This window comes from Pseudoalteromonas sp. HL-AS2 (assembly GCF_031198805.1).
Taxonomy (GTDB): Bacteria; Pseudomonadota; Gammaproteobacteria; order Enterobacterales; family Alteromonadaceae; genus Pseudoalteromonas; species Pseudoalteromonas nigrifaciens.
This window is the reverse complement of sequence record NZ_CP133571.1, coordinates 160,489-177,830: the sequence shown is the minus strand read 5'-3', so window position 1 is coordinate 177,830 and position 17,342 is coordinate 160,489. Positions and strand designations below refer to the sequence as shown.

Annotated in this window: 14 protein-coding genes; 9 read left to right on the top strand and 5 right to left on the bottom strand. The window is 40.6% G+C overall.

Annotated features, from left to right (window positions below):
• Nucleotides 1-221 precede the first annotated feature (221 nt).
• Complete coding sequence (gene typA, locus RB215_RS00845) at nt 222-2,045, bottom strand: translational GTPase TypA (RefSeq protein WP_011326886.1); 1,824 nt, start codon at nt 2,043-2,045, stop codon at nt 222-224.
• Between the two features lie 509 nt (nt 2,046-2,554).
• On the opposite strand from typA, the gene glnA reads away from it, so the two are divergent.
• The 9 genes from glnA to RB215_RS00800 all read left to right on the top strand — a co-directional run bounded on the left by glnA (nt 2,555) and on the right by RB215_RS00800 (nt 11,977).
• Entirely contained in the window at nt 2,555-3,961 is a 1,407-nt protein-coding gene (gene glnA / locus RB215_RS00840) for a glutamate--ammonia ligase (RefSeq protein WP_011326885.1), read from the top strand.
• Between the two features lie 115 nt (nt 3,962-4,076).
• Nucleotides 4,077-4,598, top strand: coding sequence for a DUF4124 domain-containing protein (locus tag RB215_RS00835; protein WP_309216680.1), 522 nt, complete (start codon nt 4,077-4,079; stop codon nt 4,596-4,598).
• A gap of 92 nt (nt 4,599-4,690) precedes the next feature.
• On the top strand, nt 4,691-5,761 hold the full coding sequence (gene glnL / locus RB215_RS00830; protein WP_011326883.1) for a nitrogen regulation protein NR(II): 1,071 nt from the start codon (nt 4,691-4,693) through the stop codon (nt 5,759-5,761).
• A 15-nt stretch (nt 5,762-5,776) separates the two neighbouring features.
• Complete coding sequence (gene ntrC, locus RB215_RS00825) at nt 5,777-7,162, top strand: nitrogen regulation protein NR(I) (RefSeq protein WP_011326882.1); 1,386 nt, start codon at nt 5,777-5,779, stop codon at nt 7,160-7,162.
• A gap of 28 nt (nt 7,163-7,190) precedes the next feature.
• Nucleotides 7,191-7,649 carry a Crp/Fnr family transcriptional regulator gene (locus RB215_RS00820; RefSeq protein ID WP_011326881.1) on the top strand — a complete coding sequence of 153 codons (459 nt, stop codon included), beginning with the start codon at nt 7,191-7,193 and terminating at the stop codon, nt 7,647-7,649.
• A 79-nt stretch (nt 7,650-7,728) separates the two neighbouring features.
• Nucleotides 7,729-8,112, top strand: coding sequence for an RNA-binding S4 domain-containing protein (locus RB215_RS00815; protein ID WP_011326880.1), 384 nt, complete (start codon nt 7,729-7,731; stop codon nt 8,110-8,112).
• A gap of 106 nt (nt 8,113-8,218) precedes the next feature.
• On the top strand, nt 8,219-8,653 hold the full coding sequence (locus tag RB215_RS00810) for a hypothetical protein (RefSeq protein WP_011326879.1): 435 nt from the start codon (nt 8,219-8,221) through the stop codon (nt 8,651-8,653).
• Between the two features lie 186 nt (nt 8,654-8,839).
• Nucleotides 8,840-11,584, top strand: coding sequence for an aconitate hydratase AcnA (acnA, locus tag RB215_RS00805; protein ID WP_011326878.1), 2,745 nt, complete (start codon nt 8,840-8,842; stop codon nt 11,582-11,584).
• A 141-nt stretch (nt 11,585-11,725) separates the two neighbouring features.
• On the top strand, nt 11,726-11,977 hold the full coding sequence (locus RB215_RS00800) for a hypothetical protein (protein WP_182684120.1): 252 nt from the start codon (nt 11,726-11,728) through the stop codon (nt 11,975-11,977).
• Between the two features lie 7 nt (nt 11,978-11,984).
• Here the strand turns inward: RB215_RS00800 and RB215_RS00795 are convergent, their stop codons facing one another.
• The 4 genes from RB215_RS00795 to RB215_RS00780 all read right to left on the bottom strand — a co-directional run bounded on the left by RB215_RS00795 (nt 11,985) and on the right by RB215_RS00780 (nt 16,969).
• The gene (locus RB215_RS00795) at nt 11,985-12,488 is read right to left on the bottom strand and encodes a DUF4124 domain-containing protein (RefSeq protein ID WP_089367569.1); all 504 of its coding nucleotides are present in this window, start codon (nt 12,486-12,488) and stop codon (nt 11,985-11,987) included.
• A gap of 136 nt (nt 12,489-12,624) precedes the next feature.
• Nucleotides 12,625-13,365: a phosphoadenylyl-sulfate reductase gene (locus RB215_RS00790; RefSeq protein ID WP_058372320.1), complete on the bottom strand. Its 741-nt coding sequence runs from the start codon at nt 13,363-13,365 to the stop codon at nt 12,625-12,627.
• A 43-nt stretch (nt 13,366-13,408) separates the two neighbouring features.
• Nucleotides 13,409-15,106, bottom strand: coding sequence for an assimilatory sulfite reductase (NADPH) hemoprotein subunit (cysI, locus tag RB215_RS00785; protein ID WP_197182393.1), 1,698 nt, complete (start codon nt 15,104-15,106; stop codon nt 13,409-13,411).
• A gap of 48 nt (nt 15,107-15,154) precedes the next feature.
• Nucleotides 15,155-16,969, bottom strand: coding sequence for an assimilatory sulfite reductase (NADPH) flavoprotein subunit (locus tag RB215_RS00780; protein ID WP_309216679.1), 1,815 nt, complete (start codon nt 16,967-16,969; stop codon nt 15,155-15,157).
• Between the last annotated feature and the right edge of the window lie 373 nt (nt 16,970-17,342).

Here is a 17,342-nt window from a genome sequence, read left to right as displayed (position 1 = left end):
ATCTTTAAGTGAATTATTCACAAAGAGGTTAAGAGGCGCTGCGCTTTTAGAGGAAAAAACTCAATGTAGTGCACAAGTGCACAGCGCACCAATTATCGCGGTGGTTGTAATTTCTTTAATCTACCCTCTTTAACCTTTTATTTAGCTAACCCACAAACACAAAAAAGCCGCTGTATTTTGCAATACAGCGGCTTTTAAAATCATTATTCTAAATTAATAGATTATGACTTAGGCGCACGACCCGCACGTTTACGTTCGTTTTCTGTAAGATGACGCTTACGAATACGAATGTTTAGTGGCGTTACTTCAACTAACTCATCTTCATCAATAAACTCAAGCGCTTGCTCAAGTGAATAGTTTAAAGGTGGAGAAAGCGTTTGCGCTTCATCTGTACCAGATGCACGTACGTTAGTTAACTGCTTACCTTTAAGGGCGTTAACTGTAAGGTCGTTATCACGGTTATGAATACCGATAACCATACCTTCGTAAACTTCAACACCGTGGCCGATGAATAAACGGCCGCGCTCTTGTAAGTTAAACAATGCGTTAGTCAGTGCTTTACCTGTAGCATTTGCAATGATTACGCCGTTTTTACGAACACCGATTGAACCGCCTTTATGAGGACCGTAATGATCGAACGTATGGTACATAAGACCAGAACCCGAAGTAAGTGTCATGAAATCAGTTTGGAAACCAATTAAGCCACGGCTTGGGATAATAAAGTCTAAACGCATACGGCCTTTGCCATCTGGAGACATGTTAGTAAGCTCACCTTTACGTAGGCCAACTTGCTCCATTACAGAACCCTGATGCTCTTCTTGACAGTCAATTGTTACTGTTTCAAACGGTTCTTCTAATACACCGTCAACAGTACGCAAAATTACCTCTGGACGAGATACTGCAAGCTCGTAACCTTCACGACGCATGTTTTCGATTAAGATACCTAGGTGTAACTCACCACGGCCAGAAACACGGAAGCTATCTGGGCTAGCAGTATCTTCAACGCGAAGTGCTACGTTGTGTACTAATTCTTTGTCTAAACGCTCACGAATATTACGTGACGTTACAAACTTACCTTCTTTACCACAAAACGGTGAGTTATTTACAGAGAATGTCATTGTTACTGTTGGCTCATCAACACTTAGTGGTGGTAATGCTTCAACGTTAGTAGGACAACAAACAGTATCTGAAATCTTAAGCTCGCCAATACCGGTTACAGTAACAATGTTACCTGCATAACCACGGTCAGTTTCGATACGGTCAAGGCCTAAGTAGCTTTGTACTGTACCAATTTTACCGTTACGTTTAGTACCATCAGCACTAATAATAGTTACTTGTTGGTTTGGAGCAACAGAACCACGCTTGATACGACCAACACCAATTACACCCACGTATGAGTTGTAATCAAGTTGAGAAATCTGCATTTGGAAGTCACCTTCAGGATCTGCATCTGGTGGTGATACTTCGTCAACGATCATTTGGAACATGGCATCCATGTTATCAGATGGCTCGTCTAAATCTAATGTTGCCCAGCCGTTGATTGCTGATGCATAGATTACTTTAAAATCTAACTGCTCGTCAGTGGCGCCTAAGTTATCGAATAAATCAAAGATTTGATCCATAACCCAATCAGGACGTGCACTTGGCTTGTCGATTTTGTTAATTACTACGATTGGCTTTAAACCTTGCGCAAATGCCTTTTGCGTAACAAAACGCGTTTGTGGCATTGGGCCTTCTTGAGCGTCAACAATTAGTAATACTGAGTCAGCCATTGAAAGTACGCGTTCCACTTCACCACCGAAATCGGCGTGTCCTGGAGTATCTACGATATTAATGTGGTAGCCGTTCCATGAAATAGCGGTGTTTTTCGCTAAAATGGTAATACCACGTTCTCTTTCTATATCGTTTGAATCCATCACGCGCTCTTCATTACCGCCGCGTGTTTCTAATGTGCCTGAAAACTCAAGCAGTTTGTCAACCAGTGTAGTTTTACCGTGGTCAACGTGGGCGATAATTGCTATATTTCTTATCTTTTCGATACTCATTAATATTCACTCAGAGAAATTGAATCTCATTGATCCTGCAGGGGCTTACGCACTCACCTGCGTTTTCACGAGATGTCCCAGCATAGGATTTAAAAGGGCGCATATTATCCCTTATAAATGGAATGGATGAAAGTTTATCCAAAATAAATTTGCAAACTTTCTGGTTTTTTTATTTAACCTACTGTTTTAAATTAACTAATTATAAAAATAAAATTTTTAATATTTTTATAAAAACCTCCACTTTAATGACTTTATTGCTATTTTGGTCAGTCTTTTGTATTTACTTTATGTTAGTCTATCACGATTAAATAGCGAGCAACTTTTTACTCTGTAACTGTTGCACTATATTGAAGCATTTACGCACCATAATGGTGCATATTAGAAACAGCCGTTATTACTTTTGTATTTTTTATGTTTATAAACATTAAGTTACAATAGTGGCACAAAATCAGCTTATAAAACACAAAGCATTTAAGCAGCAATAACAAAACCTTATAGTTGGAGGACACATGTCGCAATCGGTTTTAGATTTTATTAAAGAAAATGACGTTAAGTTCATTGATTTACGCTTTACTGATACCAAAGGTAAAGAGCAGCATATTTCAATTCCTCATCACCAAATTGATGAAGACTTTTTTGAAGATGGTAAAATGTTCGATGGTTCTTCAATTGCTGGCTGGAAAGGCATAAACGAATCAGACATGGTGCTAATGCCTGTTGCTGAATCAGCTAAGCTTGACCCATTCACTGAAGAAGCCACATTAATTATACGTTGTGACGTAGTAGAGCCTTCTACATTACAAGGTTACGAGCGCGATCCTCGCTCTGTAGCAAAGCGTGCTGAAGAATATATGCGCTCTACGGGTATTGCTGATACGGTTTTATTTGGCCCAGAGCCAGAGTTCTTCGTATTTGATGACGTAAAATATAAAACAGACATGTCTGGCTCTATGTACAAAATCGATTCTAAGCAAGCTGCTTGGAACTCAGATAAAGAATACGCAGACGGCAATACAGGTCATCGCCCTGGCGTTAAAGGCGGTTACTTCCCAGTTGCTCCTGTTGATGACTTTCAAGATTGGCGCTCTGCTACTTGTCTAGTATTAGAAGAAATGGGACAAGTTGTTGAAGCACATCATCACGAAGTAGCAACTGCAGGACAAAACGAAATTGCTACGCGCTTTAATACTATGGTGATTAAAGCCGATGAAATTCAAGAAATGAAGTATGTTATTCATAACATGGCTCATTTATACGGCAAAACAGCCACTTTTATGCCTAAACCTATTGTTGGCGATAACGGCTCTGGTATGCATTGTCATCAGTCGTTAGCTAAAGACGGTGTTAACTTATTTGCAGGTGATAAGTACGGCGGTCTTTCTGAAGATGCGCTTTATTACATTGGCGGTATTATTAAACATGCTAAAGCAATTAATGCGTTTGCTAATGCCTCTACTAACTCGTACAAACGTTTAGTACCAGGTTACGAAGCACCAGTAATGCTTGCATACTCTGCACGTAACCGTTCTGCATCAATTCGTATTCCGGTAGTACCATCAGCTAAAGGTCGTCGTATTGAAGTACGCTTCCCTGATGCAACGGCTAACCCGTATCTTGCTTTTGCTGCCATGCTTATGGCTGGCCTTGATGGAATTAAAAATAAAATCCATCCTGGTGATGCAATGGATAAAGATTTATACGACCTACCTGCAGAAGAAGCAGCAGAAATTCCAACCGTTGCCTCTTCATTAGAAGAAGCACTGGCATCTCTTGATGCTGACCGTGAGTTTTTAAATCAAGGTGACGTGTTCTCTAATGATTTAATTGATGCTTACATTAAACTTAAGAGTCAAGAAGTTGAAAAACTTAACATGACAACGCACCCAATTGAGTTTGAAATGTATTACAGCTGTTAATTTTAATTAACAGTTATAAAATATACCTTTAAGCCCGCTTTGCGGGCTTTTTTAATGGTAAATTAGTACTTTCTCCACTAAAGTAAAGTTAATGTTAAAAATGCAGGGTTGCAGAGTGAGTAGCAAGATTTTATTACTACTAATTACTTCATTATTAAGTGTTTGTAGTTACGCTGGTGAAAAAAAAATTTACGCATGGAAAGATAAAAATGGCGTACTGGTGTTTTCAGATACCCCCCATATTGGCGCCAAAGAGATAAAACTCACCAGCCAAGATTTAACCATGCCTGCAACAAATACAGATATATTAAATAATCAAACTAAAGCGCAGCCGGTTGCATTTAGTATTGGTATTGCATCGCCTGAGCATCATCAAACTATTCGTGAAAACACCGGCTCTGTGTATGTATCTACTCGCATTACCCCCCGCTTTGAAAACGACTTTACAATACAGCTATTTCTTGATGGTAAAGCCCATGGCGCAGCAAGTGATACCTCAACCTTTGCTTTAAGAGATGTAGAGCGTGGTGAGCACACTCTGCAAGTTAAGCTGTACAACAAACAAAGCCAAGTCATTGCGACAAGCCCATTGAGTGTATTTTTTATGCATAGAAAAGGCTTAAGCTTAGGTAATTAACTCCCACCTAATTCACATTAAAAATAGCAATTGCAGTGCAATTTCATTAAATTACTTGCCTGAAAACACAGGCGCACTAAAATGGTGCAACAATGCTTAATAACACACACTTTAGCCCTGAGCTACTCAATGCCATATGGCAAAATCAAACCACCGCCGTGATGCTTTTAAACGAAAGCTTTACGCTTATTTATGCCAATACCAGTACCAGTGAACTACTTGGTTTAGGCACTAAGCGTTTATTAGGGCAGTCTTTTGATGATTTATTTAACTACCATTCAATCGATTTAAAACGCATAGCGCAATACTCTTTAATTGATGGCGTAGATTGCCACCAGCATAGGGCTGACGTGGTATTTGTTGATTCTCGCCATGCTAAATTAGCAGTCAGTTCAAAACAGATAAAATACCAAGGTGCACTTTATATTTTATTAGAATGTCGGCAAACCGATGATGAAATTAAATTCGATCAAGCATCAAATCAAATGCACCAATACCAAGCCGCACGTAATTTAATTCGAGGTTTAGCGCACGAAATTAAAAACCCTTTAGGGGGAATTCGCGGAGCGGCGCAGTTATTGCAATACGAGGTAGACCAGCAAGAAAGAAATGAATGTGCCGAGCTTATTATTGAGCAAGCCGACCGATTGCGTGAATTAGTAGATAGACTGCTTGGGCCTAACCAATTGCCGCAAAAGTCTTATGGCAATATACATCAAACCTTAGAGTCGGTGATCAAATTAAGTACCCTAGATAATAGTGACAATATTCGCTTGGTAAAAGATTACGATCCGAGTATTCCCGATGTTTATATTGACCAAAGTAAAGTGCAGCAAGTGGTGCTTAATATTGTGCGTAATGCCCAGCAGGCATTAGTTAATGGTGGGGAAATAAAAATTAAAACCCGAATTAACTATCAGCACCGCCGGCCCGGTAAGGCACCCAAAAAAGCCTTGTTAATTCAAGTGCTCGATAATGGCCCAGGGATTGATATTAGTGTACGCGATACTTTGTTTTATCCGATGATCACTAATAAAGATGGCGGCTCTGGATTGGGGCTTTCTATAGCGCAAACATTAATTGATCAACACAATGGTTATATTGAGTGCGATAGCTGGCCTGGTCACACCGAATTTAATATTTATCTGCCTTTTGCAGATTAACGCCTTGGAGTATGCATGAAAACAGTTTGGCTTGTAGATGACGATGCCTCAATTCGTTTTGTATTAGAAAAAGCGCTTACTCGCGCAGGTTTTACAGTACAAAGCTTTGCTGAAGCACAAAGTGTGCTTAATGCATTAAAATTTAGCCAACCTAGTGTGCTGATCTCCGATGTAAGAATGCCCGGTATGGACGGCATGGCACTGCTAGAGCTAATAGCAGAGCAAGTGCCCGGCTTACCGGTTATTATTATTACCGCGCATTCAGATCTCGATTCCGCCGTAAATGCCTTTCAAAAAGGGGCTTTTGAATATTTAGCCAAACCTTTTGATTTAAACGAGGCGATTGCCCTAGTTGAAAGCGCCTATAGAGCTAATTCTACAAAAAAAGTTAAACGTAAACTCACGCCCCCTAAAAGCGCACATATAATTGGCGAAGCACCTGCCATGCAAGAAGTGTTTAGGGCCATAGGTAAGCTTGCAGCCTCAAGCATGAGTGTACTTATTAATGGTGAGTCAGGAACGGGTAAAGAGCTTGTTGCCAGCGCCCTGCATAACCATAGTCCACGTAAAGAAAACCAATTTATTGCGCTAAATATGGCCGCAATCCCTAAAGAGCTGGTTGAGTCAGAATTATTCGGCCATGAAAAAGGGGCTTTTACTGGTGCAGATAGCGTGCGAAAAGGCCGTTTTGAACAAGCCAATGGCGGCACCCTATTTTTAGATGAAATTGGCGATATGCCTCTCGACGTACAAACTCGACTACTGCGGGTATTATCTGATGGTGAGTTTTACCGTGTTGGCGGGCATAAAAGCATAAAAGTAGATGTGCGTATTATTGCTGCAACCCATCAAAACCTTGAAGAGCTCGTAAAACAAGGCAAGTTTAGGGATGACTTATTTCATCGCTTAAATGTAGTGCGCCTGCGCTTACCAGCCCTTCGAGAGCGTACCGAAGACATTGAGCGTCTAGCACTGCACTTTTTACATAAAAGCGCTAAAGATCTACAAGTAGAAAGTAAAATTCTTAGCCTTAAAGCAATTGAGCAGCTACGCTTGTTCAGTTGGCCCGGTAACGTACGTCAATTAGAAAACACCTGCCGTTGGCTTACGGTTATGGCTCCTGGCGAGCTTGTTAGCGAGCAAGACTTGCCACCTGAAATTATTAATGCCTCACTAACTCAAGAAGAAGGCGATTGGTTAGATGCCTTCCAGTTATGGCTTAATCAGGAACTTAAACAAGGTAAGGAAAATATTTGGCCTAATATTCAAGCGCAACTAGAAACCCGCTTAATAAAAACAGCACTCGCCAATTGCGCAGGCCACAAACAAGAAGCCGCTATAAAAATAGGCTGGGGACGCAATACATTGACCCGTAAATTAAAAGAGCGCAACATTAATTAGTTTTGCGCGAATAACTCTTAGGTAATTAATGAAGTTAATAGAGAACATTCCGCTATTTAAACAGATGGAAATTATCAACCGTTTAGGATTTTTTAAAGAATTTAGCCTTAACGAGCGCCAAATACTTTTAGAGTCGTTTGGTTTATTATATTTAGTGCGCGAAAATTCATTTTTATTTAAACAGCACGACAACGATAAGCGCCTATTTATAGTACTTAGCGGTGCATTAATAGTGTTTAAGCACAACCATTTATTAGAGCTCGGTACTATACGTCCTGGGGAGTTTATTGGTGAAGGCGCTTTTATTAATAACCGCGCACGCAGCATTAGCGCACGTGCTAAAACGGATGCAATTGTGCTTGCTATTACCTCTGATGCCCTTACTCGCTTACCCAATGTAATACGCGAAAAAATTAAAGATAGAATAATTGAAGGTATGAGCTTACGTATTGCCAAGTTGAGCGAACACATAGAAAACCATGGTTAGATTTGTATACGCACTTTGATGCAAAAATAGTGACTTCACTTTATACTAGCGTTAATGCGTTACCCCACCGAGAGCAAACATGAACGAAGAATATATAGAAATTGAATTAGAAGAAGAGCCGATTGAGCTGTGTAAATTATTAAAAGTACTAAATTTAGTAGAAGGCGGCGGCCAAGCAAAAAACTTAATTGCTGAAGGTTATGTGGGTGTTAACCATGAAATTTGTACAATTAAACGGAAAAAACTATACAGTGGCGACATACTAGAATTTGATGGTGAGCTTTTTCAACTTGCATTAACCGAAGATGCAACACCGGTAGAGCGACCTGCCGAGCAGCCGCAATCTGAGCCAAGCCAAGCAGCACCGCAGCCAGCGAGTCAGCCTGCAAAAAATAAACGTAAGCGTACTAAAAAACCTAAAGTAGATGAAAAAACCGGTCGTCGCCCTATTTCATTCGGTTAAATTATAGTCTTTTTTTGGTTTTTTATTTATAAAACCAGCCAGCTTGTATAGTTGGCTTTTTTGATCTTTAATTACCTCACTAACTATAAAAAAGTAAGGTAATTAAATGCTTGCACACCCCCCTCCTAAGTGGTTAAAACCACTCGCATGGGTAGCGCTTATATGGAACTTATGCGGCGTTATTGCCTTCGCACTACAAATGCTGATGACACCTGAAGTAATTAGCAAAATGCCTATAGATCAGCAAGCTGCATATTCTAACATTCCCGTTTGGTCAACCATTGCATTTGCTATTGCAGTCTTTGGCGGCACGCTTGGCAGTGCTTTATTGCTCGCTAAAAAGTCATTTGCACTGCCCGTATTTACCGTGTCGTTAATGGCTATTTTAATCCAACAGTATTACAATTTTATTGTTATTAACAGCGTTGAAATAATGGGATCTAGTGCGGTATTTATGCCACTGTTTGTGGTAGTAATTGCCATATTGCTACTTTGCGTTAGCTTTAAAGGCAAACAGCAAGGCTGGTTGTATGCAAATTAAAAATATCTTTTGGGTAAGTCTAGCTGGCTCCCTTGAATTAAAAACTTTCAGCATCATCTCTATTGTAATGGCTGTTTAAAAATCACGCTTTAAACACTGTTTTTTATCTTGGTATACACTTTGCAATTCACAAACTATAAAAGGTCACTCTACACAACACTTATCTAATAACAAAAGGGGCAAATAATGAATAATAGTTTCAAAACCCAGCAGCAACTTACCGTTAATGGTGAGCAGTTTCATATTCACTCTCTTAAAGGCCTTGGCGACAAAGCCAAACGCTTACCTTTTTCTTTAAAAATACTACTCGAAAACCTACTTCGTAACGAAGACGGCGAAAACATTAAAGAACAAGACATTCAAGCCCTATTAGATTGGGACCCTCAAGCTAAGCCCTCTGCTGAAGTAGCGTTTACGCCTGCCCGTGTTGTGATGCAAGACTTTACCGGTGTACCTGCCATTGTCGATTTAGCGGCAATGCGCGATGCGATGGAAAAACTAGGCGGCGATCCTGCAAAAATTAACCCACTTTCTCCTGCTGAACTTGTTATTGACCACTCTGTGCAAGTAGATGGCTATGGTAACGAGGGTGCGTTTGACTTAAACGCCAAGCTTGAATATGACCGTAATAAAGAGCGTTATGAATTTTTACGTTGGGGCCAAACTGCCTTCGATAACTTAAAAGTTGTCCCTCCAGCAACCGGTATTGTGCACCAAGTAAATTTAGAGTATTTAGCGCGCGTTGTTTTTAATGATGAACGTAATGGCCAAAAGTACGCGTACCCAGACACCTTAGTGGGTACCGATTCGCACACCACTATGATTAACGGCTTAGGCGTACTTGGCTGGGGCGTAGGCGGCATTGAAGCCGAAGCCGCTATGCTTGGCCAACCTATTAGCTTATTAATACCTCAGGTTGTAGGGGTTAAATTAAACGGCCGTTTACCAGAGGGCACCACAGCTACCGACTTAGTACTTACCGTTACCGAAATGCTACGTAACCATGGTGTCGTAGGTAAATTTGTAGAGTTTTATGGTGATGGCCTTGCCGACTTACCACTTGCCGATAGAGCAACAATTGCCAACATGGCGCCAGAATATGGTGCTACATGTGGTATTTTCCCGATTGATGACGAAACCATTAACTATCTGCGTTTAACCAACCGCGATGAGAAACAGCTTAAACTTATTGAAGATTATGCTAAGCATCAAGGCTTATGGCGTAACGATGGCGATGAAGCTAATTACACCGATAAACTTGAACTGATATTAGATGACGTAGTACCAAGCCTTGCTGGCCCTAAACGCCCACAGGATAGAATATCACTTGATAAAGCTGGCGAAGCAATTAGTCAGCATTTAAAAGAGTTTCAAGACGAGCGTTTAGCAAAAATTAGCAGCAGTGATACAGAGCAAGCACGTATCGAAAGCGAAGGCCCTGTAACTAATCCTGACGAATCAAGCAATGAAGCGCCGTTTATAGGCGCAGCAAAAGTAAACTTTAAGGGCCAAGAGTTCGAACTAAAAGATGGTGCCTGTGTTATTGCCGCAATCACTAGTTGTACAAACACCTCTAACCCCAGTGTTATTTTAGCGGCTGGCTTAGTTGCTAAAAAAGCCAAGCAATTAGGGATTAATGTAAAACCTTGGGTTAAAACATCACTTGCTCCTGGCTCTAAGGTCGTTACTGACTACTTAGAAAAAGCAGGGCTAATGGACGATTTAGAAAGCCTAGGCTTTAACTTAGTTGGCTATGGTTGTACAACGTGTATTGGTAACTCAGGCCCGCTGGCTCCTGAAATTTCAGATGCTATTCAAAAGCACAAACTGGTTGTGAGCTCAATTTTATCGGGTAACCGTAACTTTGAAGGGCGTATTCACCAAGATGTTAAAATGAACTTTTTAGCATCTCCTCCGCTTGTTGTAGCTTACGCCATTGCGGGCAGAACCGATATTGACGTATATAACGAACCACTGGCACAAGATGCTAACGGTAACGATATTTACCTTAAAAACATTTGGCCAAGTGTTAAAGAAGTAAGCGATTTAGTTAAGGAAACGGTAACCAGAGAAATGTTCGAAAAAAGTTATGCTAACGTATACGAAGGCGATAGCCGTTGGCAAAAAATTCAAATACCTGATGGGAAACTTTACGATTGGGATGATGCATCAACCTATATTAAAAAAGCACCCTTTTTTGATGGTATGAGTATTGAGCCTCCGGGTATTCCAACCATTACCGGCGCACGTTGTTTAGCAAAACTAGGTGACTCGGTTACTACGGATCATATTTCGCCAGCCGGTGCTATTAAAGCAGACTCACCAGCAGGGTTATATTTACAAGATAACAAAGTAGGACAAGCGCAGTTTAACTCTTATGGTTCGCGTCGTGGTAACCACGAAGTAATGATGCGCGGTACCTTTGCTAATATTAGGCTTAAAAACCTCCTTGCACCTGGTACTGAGGGCGGTGTTACCCGCACGCAACCTGATGATGAGCTTGCCAGTATTTATGATGCCGCCATGGAATATCAAAAGAACGATACGCCATTGGTTATTTTAGCTGGTAAAGAATATGGTACCGGCTCATCTCGTGACTGGGCAGCGAAAGGCTCGCTACTGTTAGGTGTTAAAGCTGTAATAGCACAAAGCTATGAGCGTATTCATCGCTCTAACCTTATTGGTATGGGAGTTTTACCGCTACAGTTTAAAGATGGCGAAAGTCATGAGTCGCTAGGTTTAACCGGCCAAGAGCAGTTTGATATTGAAGGCTTGTTTGATAAAACCAAGGAAGTTAGCGTTATTGCAACTAATAGTGAAGGTAAAAAAGTAAGCTTTAGTGCCGATGTACGTATTGATACGCCAAAAGAGTGGGATTACTACAAACACGGTGGCATTTTACAGTATGTACTTCGTAATATGCTCGATTAACTAATAGCAACTTAAACTTACGCCTAAAATTTAATCATAGCCTAACAATTTTGTTAGGCTTTTTTATGCGCGTCAGTTGCGATAAATCAAGGTAATGCTTTAAAAACACCCTACACTAGTAAGACTATTAGTGAGGGCGCTATGTCACAAATCATAATTATTAGGCTACTTAAAATATCAATTGTACTTGGGTTATGCCTAATTGTGACTGGTCATGCGTTAATTGTATCAAGCTACTTTACTAGCCAGCATGGTATTAACGGCATAATTATAGCGGCAGCCTGCATTGCTATTGGCGTATTATTATCGTTACCCACTAAAATTTATTTAACTATTTTACTTATGGAAGCAGAAAAGCGTTATTTAAAAGCGCATAGCCATAAACACAAATAATGAATAATTAAAAACCGTTTAAATCATTTAATTGTTTAGTACGTTGCTCTAATTTTTGTTTTGCTTTTTCAGCGTCATCAAACACCTTTTTAATTGATACTGGATCATAAACTGTAGGTGTAGCTGAAGTGTTATTTACTGCTGAGGATTTGGAACTGCCCGATAAAATAGCCGTATCTTGGGCAACCACCACGTTAATATCTTTAGGGTCTAGTTTTACTTCAACACTTTTACCATTAGGGTGAGGCGTATCTGAAAAATGCCATTGGCCTTGCCGATCTTGCCACTTAAATATTTTACTGCGGGTTGTTGAGGGTGTGTTCGACACGCTACTAACGGCTTGCTCAAACGTATTGCTGGTAAACGAAATTATTTTATCTTTAATTTGCTGAGATTCGTTGATCACAACAGATGTACTAAGCCATGTTTCTCCGTTTGGCTTTTTTAAATAAAATAGAGAAATAACAGCAATAATCATTACTGACACTGCTAAATAGGTAAAGTATTTCATAGCCTTCCTGCTTAAAATTAATCCTTTATTCGGCCAAGTTTAATAAAAAGCAATCAATCAGGCAATCCTTTTGTGTAAGTAAAAAACGCAGCCAAGGCTGCGTTTTATTAAATATTGAGCGAGATAATCAATAATATTAAATACCATCACCATCAATGTGCAAACCACACTCTCGGTTTAAACCAAAAAAGCGAGTTTCCTCTTCGGTCATACCGGGCTCTAGCTTACGTGTAGTATGTATGTCTCCCATAGAGACATAGCCTTCCTCCCAAAGGGGATGGTACGGCAAGTTATGCTTAGTTAAATACTGATATACATCGCGGTTTGTCCACTCAATAATTGGGTAAACTTTTACTGTACCACGGCTAATTTCAATTACTTGCTTATCAGCACGGCTTGATGCTTGGTCGCGACGCAGGCCACTAAACCACGTACCAGCATTAATTTCTTTTAAGGCGCGAGTCATCGGCTCAACTTTATTAAGCTGATTGTACTGCTTAATTCCGGCCTCTCCTTGCTCCCATAACTTGCCAAATTTAGCTTCTTGCCAAGCAGGGCTAAGCTCTGATTTGTACACTTTTAAATTGAGTGATAAACGTGCCGTCATTTGCTCAATAAATTGATACGTTTGTGGAAACAAATAACCTGTATCTGTTAATACCACCGGAATATCTGGCTGTTGTGATGTTATTAAGTGCAACATTACGGCGGCTTGAATACCAAAACTCGATGATAAAAAATGTGTCTCAGGTAAATTTTCAAGTGCCCATTGTACGCGCTGTTCAGCGCTCATGTTTTTCAGTATGCCATTGGCGTCTGCTAGCATGCTAGTTTGGCTTTGTTTATCTAACTGTAAAATATTTTTAAATTCACTCATGGTAAATTCCAAACCTTAGCCAGTGTGTTGCACTGGCTTATTATTATGCGTGAAAATCGGTAACCGATACTTTAACTTCAGCAACAATGCCTTTGCGGATCACAAAGTCACCAAAACATTCACCGTCATTACGCTCATTAACCCATTGCCCAATTAATTCATCAAAAGCAGCTAAATACACGTCTTCACCCACATTTTCTAAATATAATTTAGGAATACGCGTGCCTTCAAGGTTACCGCCTAAATACACATTATATTTACCCGGACCTTTCCCGACCAATCCCGCTTCGGCTAACATGGCACGGCCACAGCCATTGGGGCAACCCACTACGCGCATAATAATACTGTCATTCGGCACACCATGCTTGGCTAGTAGTGCTTCTATTTTTTCAACCAAGCTAGGTAAATAGCGCTCAGCCTCAGCCATGGCTAACGGGCATGTTGGCAGTGCCACACACGCCATGGAGTTTTTACGTTGCTCGGTATCTTTATCGTCAATTAAACCGTGGTTACGGGCAATTTCTTCAATCACGGCTTTTTGATCTGCAGCTACACCAGCAATAATTAAGTTTTGGTTTGCCGTCATGCGCATGTCACCTTGGTGAACTTCTGCTATTTTACGACAGCCTGTTTTTAGTGGTTTGTTTGGATAATCTAAAATACGCCCACTTTGAATAAATAATGTTAGGTGATGCTTGCCATCTATACCTTCAACCCAACCTATACGATCGCCTCGGTGAGTAAATTTATAAGGACGGCTTGCAGCAAACTCAACACCAGCGCGTTTCTCTACTTCCGCTTTAAATACATCAACGCCGACTCGGTCTAATGTATATTTTGTTTTAGCATTTTTACGATTTGAACGATTACCCCAATCGCGCTGTACCGATACCACATGCTCCGCAATTTTTAACGTATGTTCTAGTGGAATAAAACCAAAGTCGTCTGCTTTACGTGGGTAGGTTGCTGTATCGCCATGTGTCATGGCAAGGCCTCCGCCTACAAGCACATTAAAGCCAATTAATTTACCGTTATCGGCAATAGCTACAAAGTTTAAATCGTTGGCGTGCACATCCACTTCATTATTCGGCGGAATTGTTACCGTTGTTTTAAACTTACGCGGTAAGTAATTAGAACCTAAAATTGGCTCTTCTGTGGTTTCTGCTTTTTCACCATTAAGCCAAATTTCGGCGTAAGCCTTAGTTTTTGGTAACAAGTGCTCTGAAATTTTTGCAGCCCACTCATACGCTTCTTGATGCAACTCTGACTCAACCGGATTAGTAGTACACAATACATTTCGATTAACATCGCCTGCGGTAGCAATAGAGTCAATTCCAACGCTATCCAGTAATTGATGCATGCCTTTAATGTTAGGCTTTAATACACCGTGAAACTGAAACGTTTGACGCGTAGTTAAACGGATACTGCCATAACTGGTTTTTTCTTCTGCAAATTTATCAATGGCTAACCATTGCTCAGGCTTAATAATACCGCCAGGCATACGCGCACGTAACATTACGTTGTGTAATGGCTCAAGCTTTTGCTTAGCACGCTCACCACGAATATCGCGGTCATCTTGCTGGTACATACCGTGAAACCGAATTAACTGGAAGTTATCAGCGGTAAAACCACCGGTGATCTCATCTTTTAAATCTGTTGCTATAGTGCCACGTAAAAAATTACTTTCTCGTTTCATGCGCTCGTTATCAGAAAGCTTTACGTTTTTATCTTGTTCGCTCATGTTTAATCCTAAATTAGTGACAGTGACGGCTGCTTTAAATATTTAATTTTAGTAAACGTCTTTCTGATAGCGGTTTGCGCTGCGTAAATCTTTTAAATACTGCTGAGCATCTTCATCGCTCTTACCGGTATTTTCTTTAATAATTTCGAGTAATGCTTGGTGTACATCTTTTGCCATATGATTAGCGTCGCCACACACATAAAAATGTGCGCCGGCTTCAAGCCACTCAAAAATAGCTTTGCTGTTACTACGTAACTTATCTTGCACATACACTTTTTCGGCTTGGTCGCGGCTAAATGCAACATCTACTTTGCTTAGTAAACCCGACTTTAAGTAACCTTGAATTTCAACTTGGTATAAAAAGTCTTGAGTAAAATGTGGATTGCCAAAAAACAGCCAGTTTTTACCTGATGCGCCACGCGCATCACGCTCTTGTAAAAAGGCTCGAAACGGTGCTATTCCCGTACCAGGGCCAACCATAATGATTGGTGTTTCATCATTCGTTGGTAAACGAAAATTATCGTTATGCTCACTAAATACCTTAACTTTACAGCCTTCCTCAGCACGGCGCGCTAAATAGCCCGAACAACCGCCTAAATGCTCACGACCAAAGGCATCAAACTCAACTAATGCTACGGTTAAATGTACCTCGTCTTCAACCTCGCTTTGGCTAGAGGCAATTGAATATAAACGTGCTTGTAATTTACGCAGGCAATCGACGAGTGTTTGCGCGTCGAGCTTAGCGGGGTTTTGTGCAACTACATCAAATATTTGGCGCGGCTCAATGTATTGATGCATTGCCGCTTTATCTTCAACCAATTTTAATAGTTGTGGTGTGCCTGTCGCTATTGCATATTTTTCCACAAAGCCAGGGTACGACTGCGTTAATTCAAGTTTTTCAATCAGTGCATCGCGAACACTTAGCTGTTCATCTGCAACTTTTACTAAACTAGCTGCATCAATTTGCGTGTGTGTAAGCAACTCATCAACACGGGCTTCGTCATTTAAAAAATACACACCTAATGAATCACCTGGTATATAACTAATGTCTGAGCCTTCAAGCGAAATTTCTACGTGGCGGACATCTTTAGTTGAATCGCGACCTGTAATTTTTTGCACTAAACCTAGTTCTGCGGCAAACGGGTTTTGTTTAGTATATTGACTTGCCACAGTAGTTGACCCAGCAAACGGCATTGCAATAACTTGACCACCTGAACTACCTTGCTGTGCTTTTAAATCCGGTTCAAAGGCATCCAATGCGCCAGTGATCCAAGTTGTCGCTTCGTCTTCGTAATCTACATCTAAATCGGCGCGTTGATAAATTGTTTCTGCGCCGAGTGTATTTAACCGCTGCTCAAAGTCTTTTGCTGTTTGGCAAAAAAATTCATAGCTCGAATCCCCCAAGCCAATCACGGCTACCTTCACCCCATCTAACTTAGGCGCTTTTTTAGTGGTTAAAAATTCGTGTAAAGCCTCTGCATCTTCTGGTGGTTCACCTTCGCCGTAAGTTGCAACAACCACAGTTATAAACTTTTCTTTTTTTAGTGCAGTTGGTTTGTAATCGGCCATGCTCACTAGCTTTACGGCTAAACCGCGTGACTCTGCTTGTGCTTTTAACTTAGCAGCTACACCTTTTGCATTACCTGTTTGCGAGCCATATAAAATAGTTAATGCAACTGCCTCACCAGCACTTGGAGCTGCTCCCACAGCACCGCCTAAAGCCGCCGTATTAGCATTTGCAGCAAGATAACCACTAACCCATGCTTGTTGAATTGGATTAAGCTCAGCCACTAAACCTTGCAGCTTTTGTACTTGCTCTTGCGATAGCGGACTTGCCGCAGCGTTTAGTTGACCTAGCAACATGAATCAATTCCCCGTAACCCTAAAAGTTAAACACAACGTACTGTTATACGTCGTTCAAAATGAGTTTTACCTCACCCAGAGACTATCTGTTGAGGTTTACTGAGCTTGTAGGATAGCGGGCAATGCAGAGTTAAAAAAAGAACAGAATCAACTTTGATATTCTATTTAGTTATTAACTTTAGTAAATATAGTTAAAAACAGATTAAGAAATGTATTTTCGAAGGATAAAAGGGGCTATTTGTGCCTGAGCTTTATTGAGTAGATAAATATTGTTGTTATGTATAAATACCACAATCATAAAAGAGCGCTAAATTAACTCTGAGTTGCTGATTGCTTGCAGCTCAAACTCGCAGCTTCGTAAAAACAAAAAGCC

Coding starts and splice junctions, on each gene's coding strand:
- typA (WP_011326886.1), bottom strand. CDS start 2,045: ATGAGTATCGAAAAGATAAGAAATATAGCAATTATCGCCCACGTTGAC.
- RB215_RS00815 (WP_011326880.1), top strand. CDS start 7,729: ATGAACGAAGAATATATAGAAATTGAATTAGAAGAAGAGCCGATTGAG.
- cysI (WP_197182393.1), bottom strand. CDS start 15,106: ATGAGCGAACAAGATAAAAACGTAAAGCTTTCTGATAACGAGCGCATG.
- glnA (WP_011326885.1), top strand. CDS start 2,555: ATGTCGCAATCGGTTTTAGATTTTATTAAAGAAAATGACGTTAAGTTC.
- RB215_RS00820 (WP_011326881.1), top strand. CDS start 7,191: ATGAAGTTAATAGAGAACATTCCGCTATTTAAACAGATGGAAATTATC.
- ntrC (WP_011326882.1), top strand. CDS start 5,777: ATGAAAACAGTTTGGCTTGTAGATGACGATGCCTCAATTCGTTTTGTA.
- RB215_RS00790 (WP_058372320.1), bottom strand. CDS start 13,365: ATGAGTGAATTTAAAAATATTTTACAGTTAGATAAACAAAGCCAAACT.
- glnL (WP_011326883.1), top strand. CDS start 4,691: ATGCTTAATAACACACACTTTAGCCCTGAGCTACTCAATGCCATATGG.
- acnA (WP_011326878.1), top strand. CDS start 8,840: ATGAATAATAGTTTCAAAACCCAGCAGCAACTTACCGTTAATGGTGAG.
- RB215_RS00800 (WP_182684120.1), top strand. CDS start 11,726: ATGTCACAAATCATAATTATTAGGCTACTTAAAATATCAATTGTACTT.
- RB215_RS00810 (WP_011326879.1), top strand. CDS start 8,219: ATGCTTGCACACCCCCCTCCTAAGTGGTTAAAACCACTCGCATGGGTA.
- RB215_RS00780 (WP_309216679.1), bottom strand. CDS start 16,969: ATGTTGCTAGGTCAACTAAACGCTGCGGCAAGTCCGCTATCGCAAGAG.
- RB215_RS00795 (WP_089367569.1), bottom strand. CDS start 12,488: ATGAAATACTTTACCTATTTAGCAGTGTCAGTAATGATTATTGCTGTT.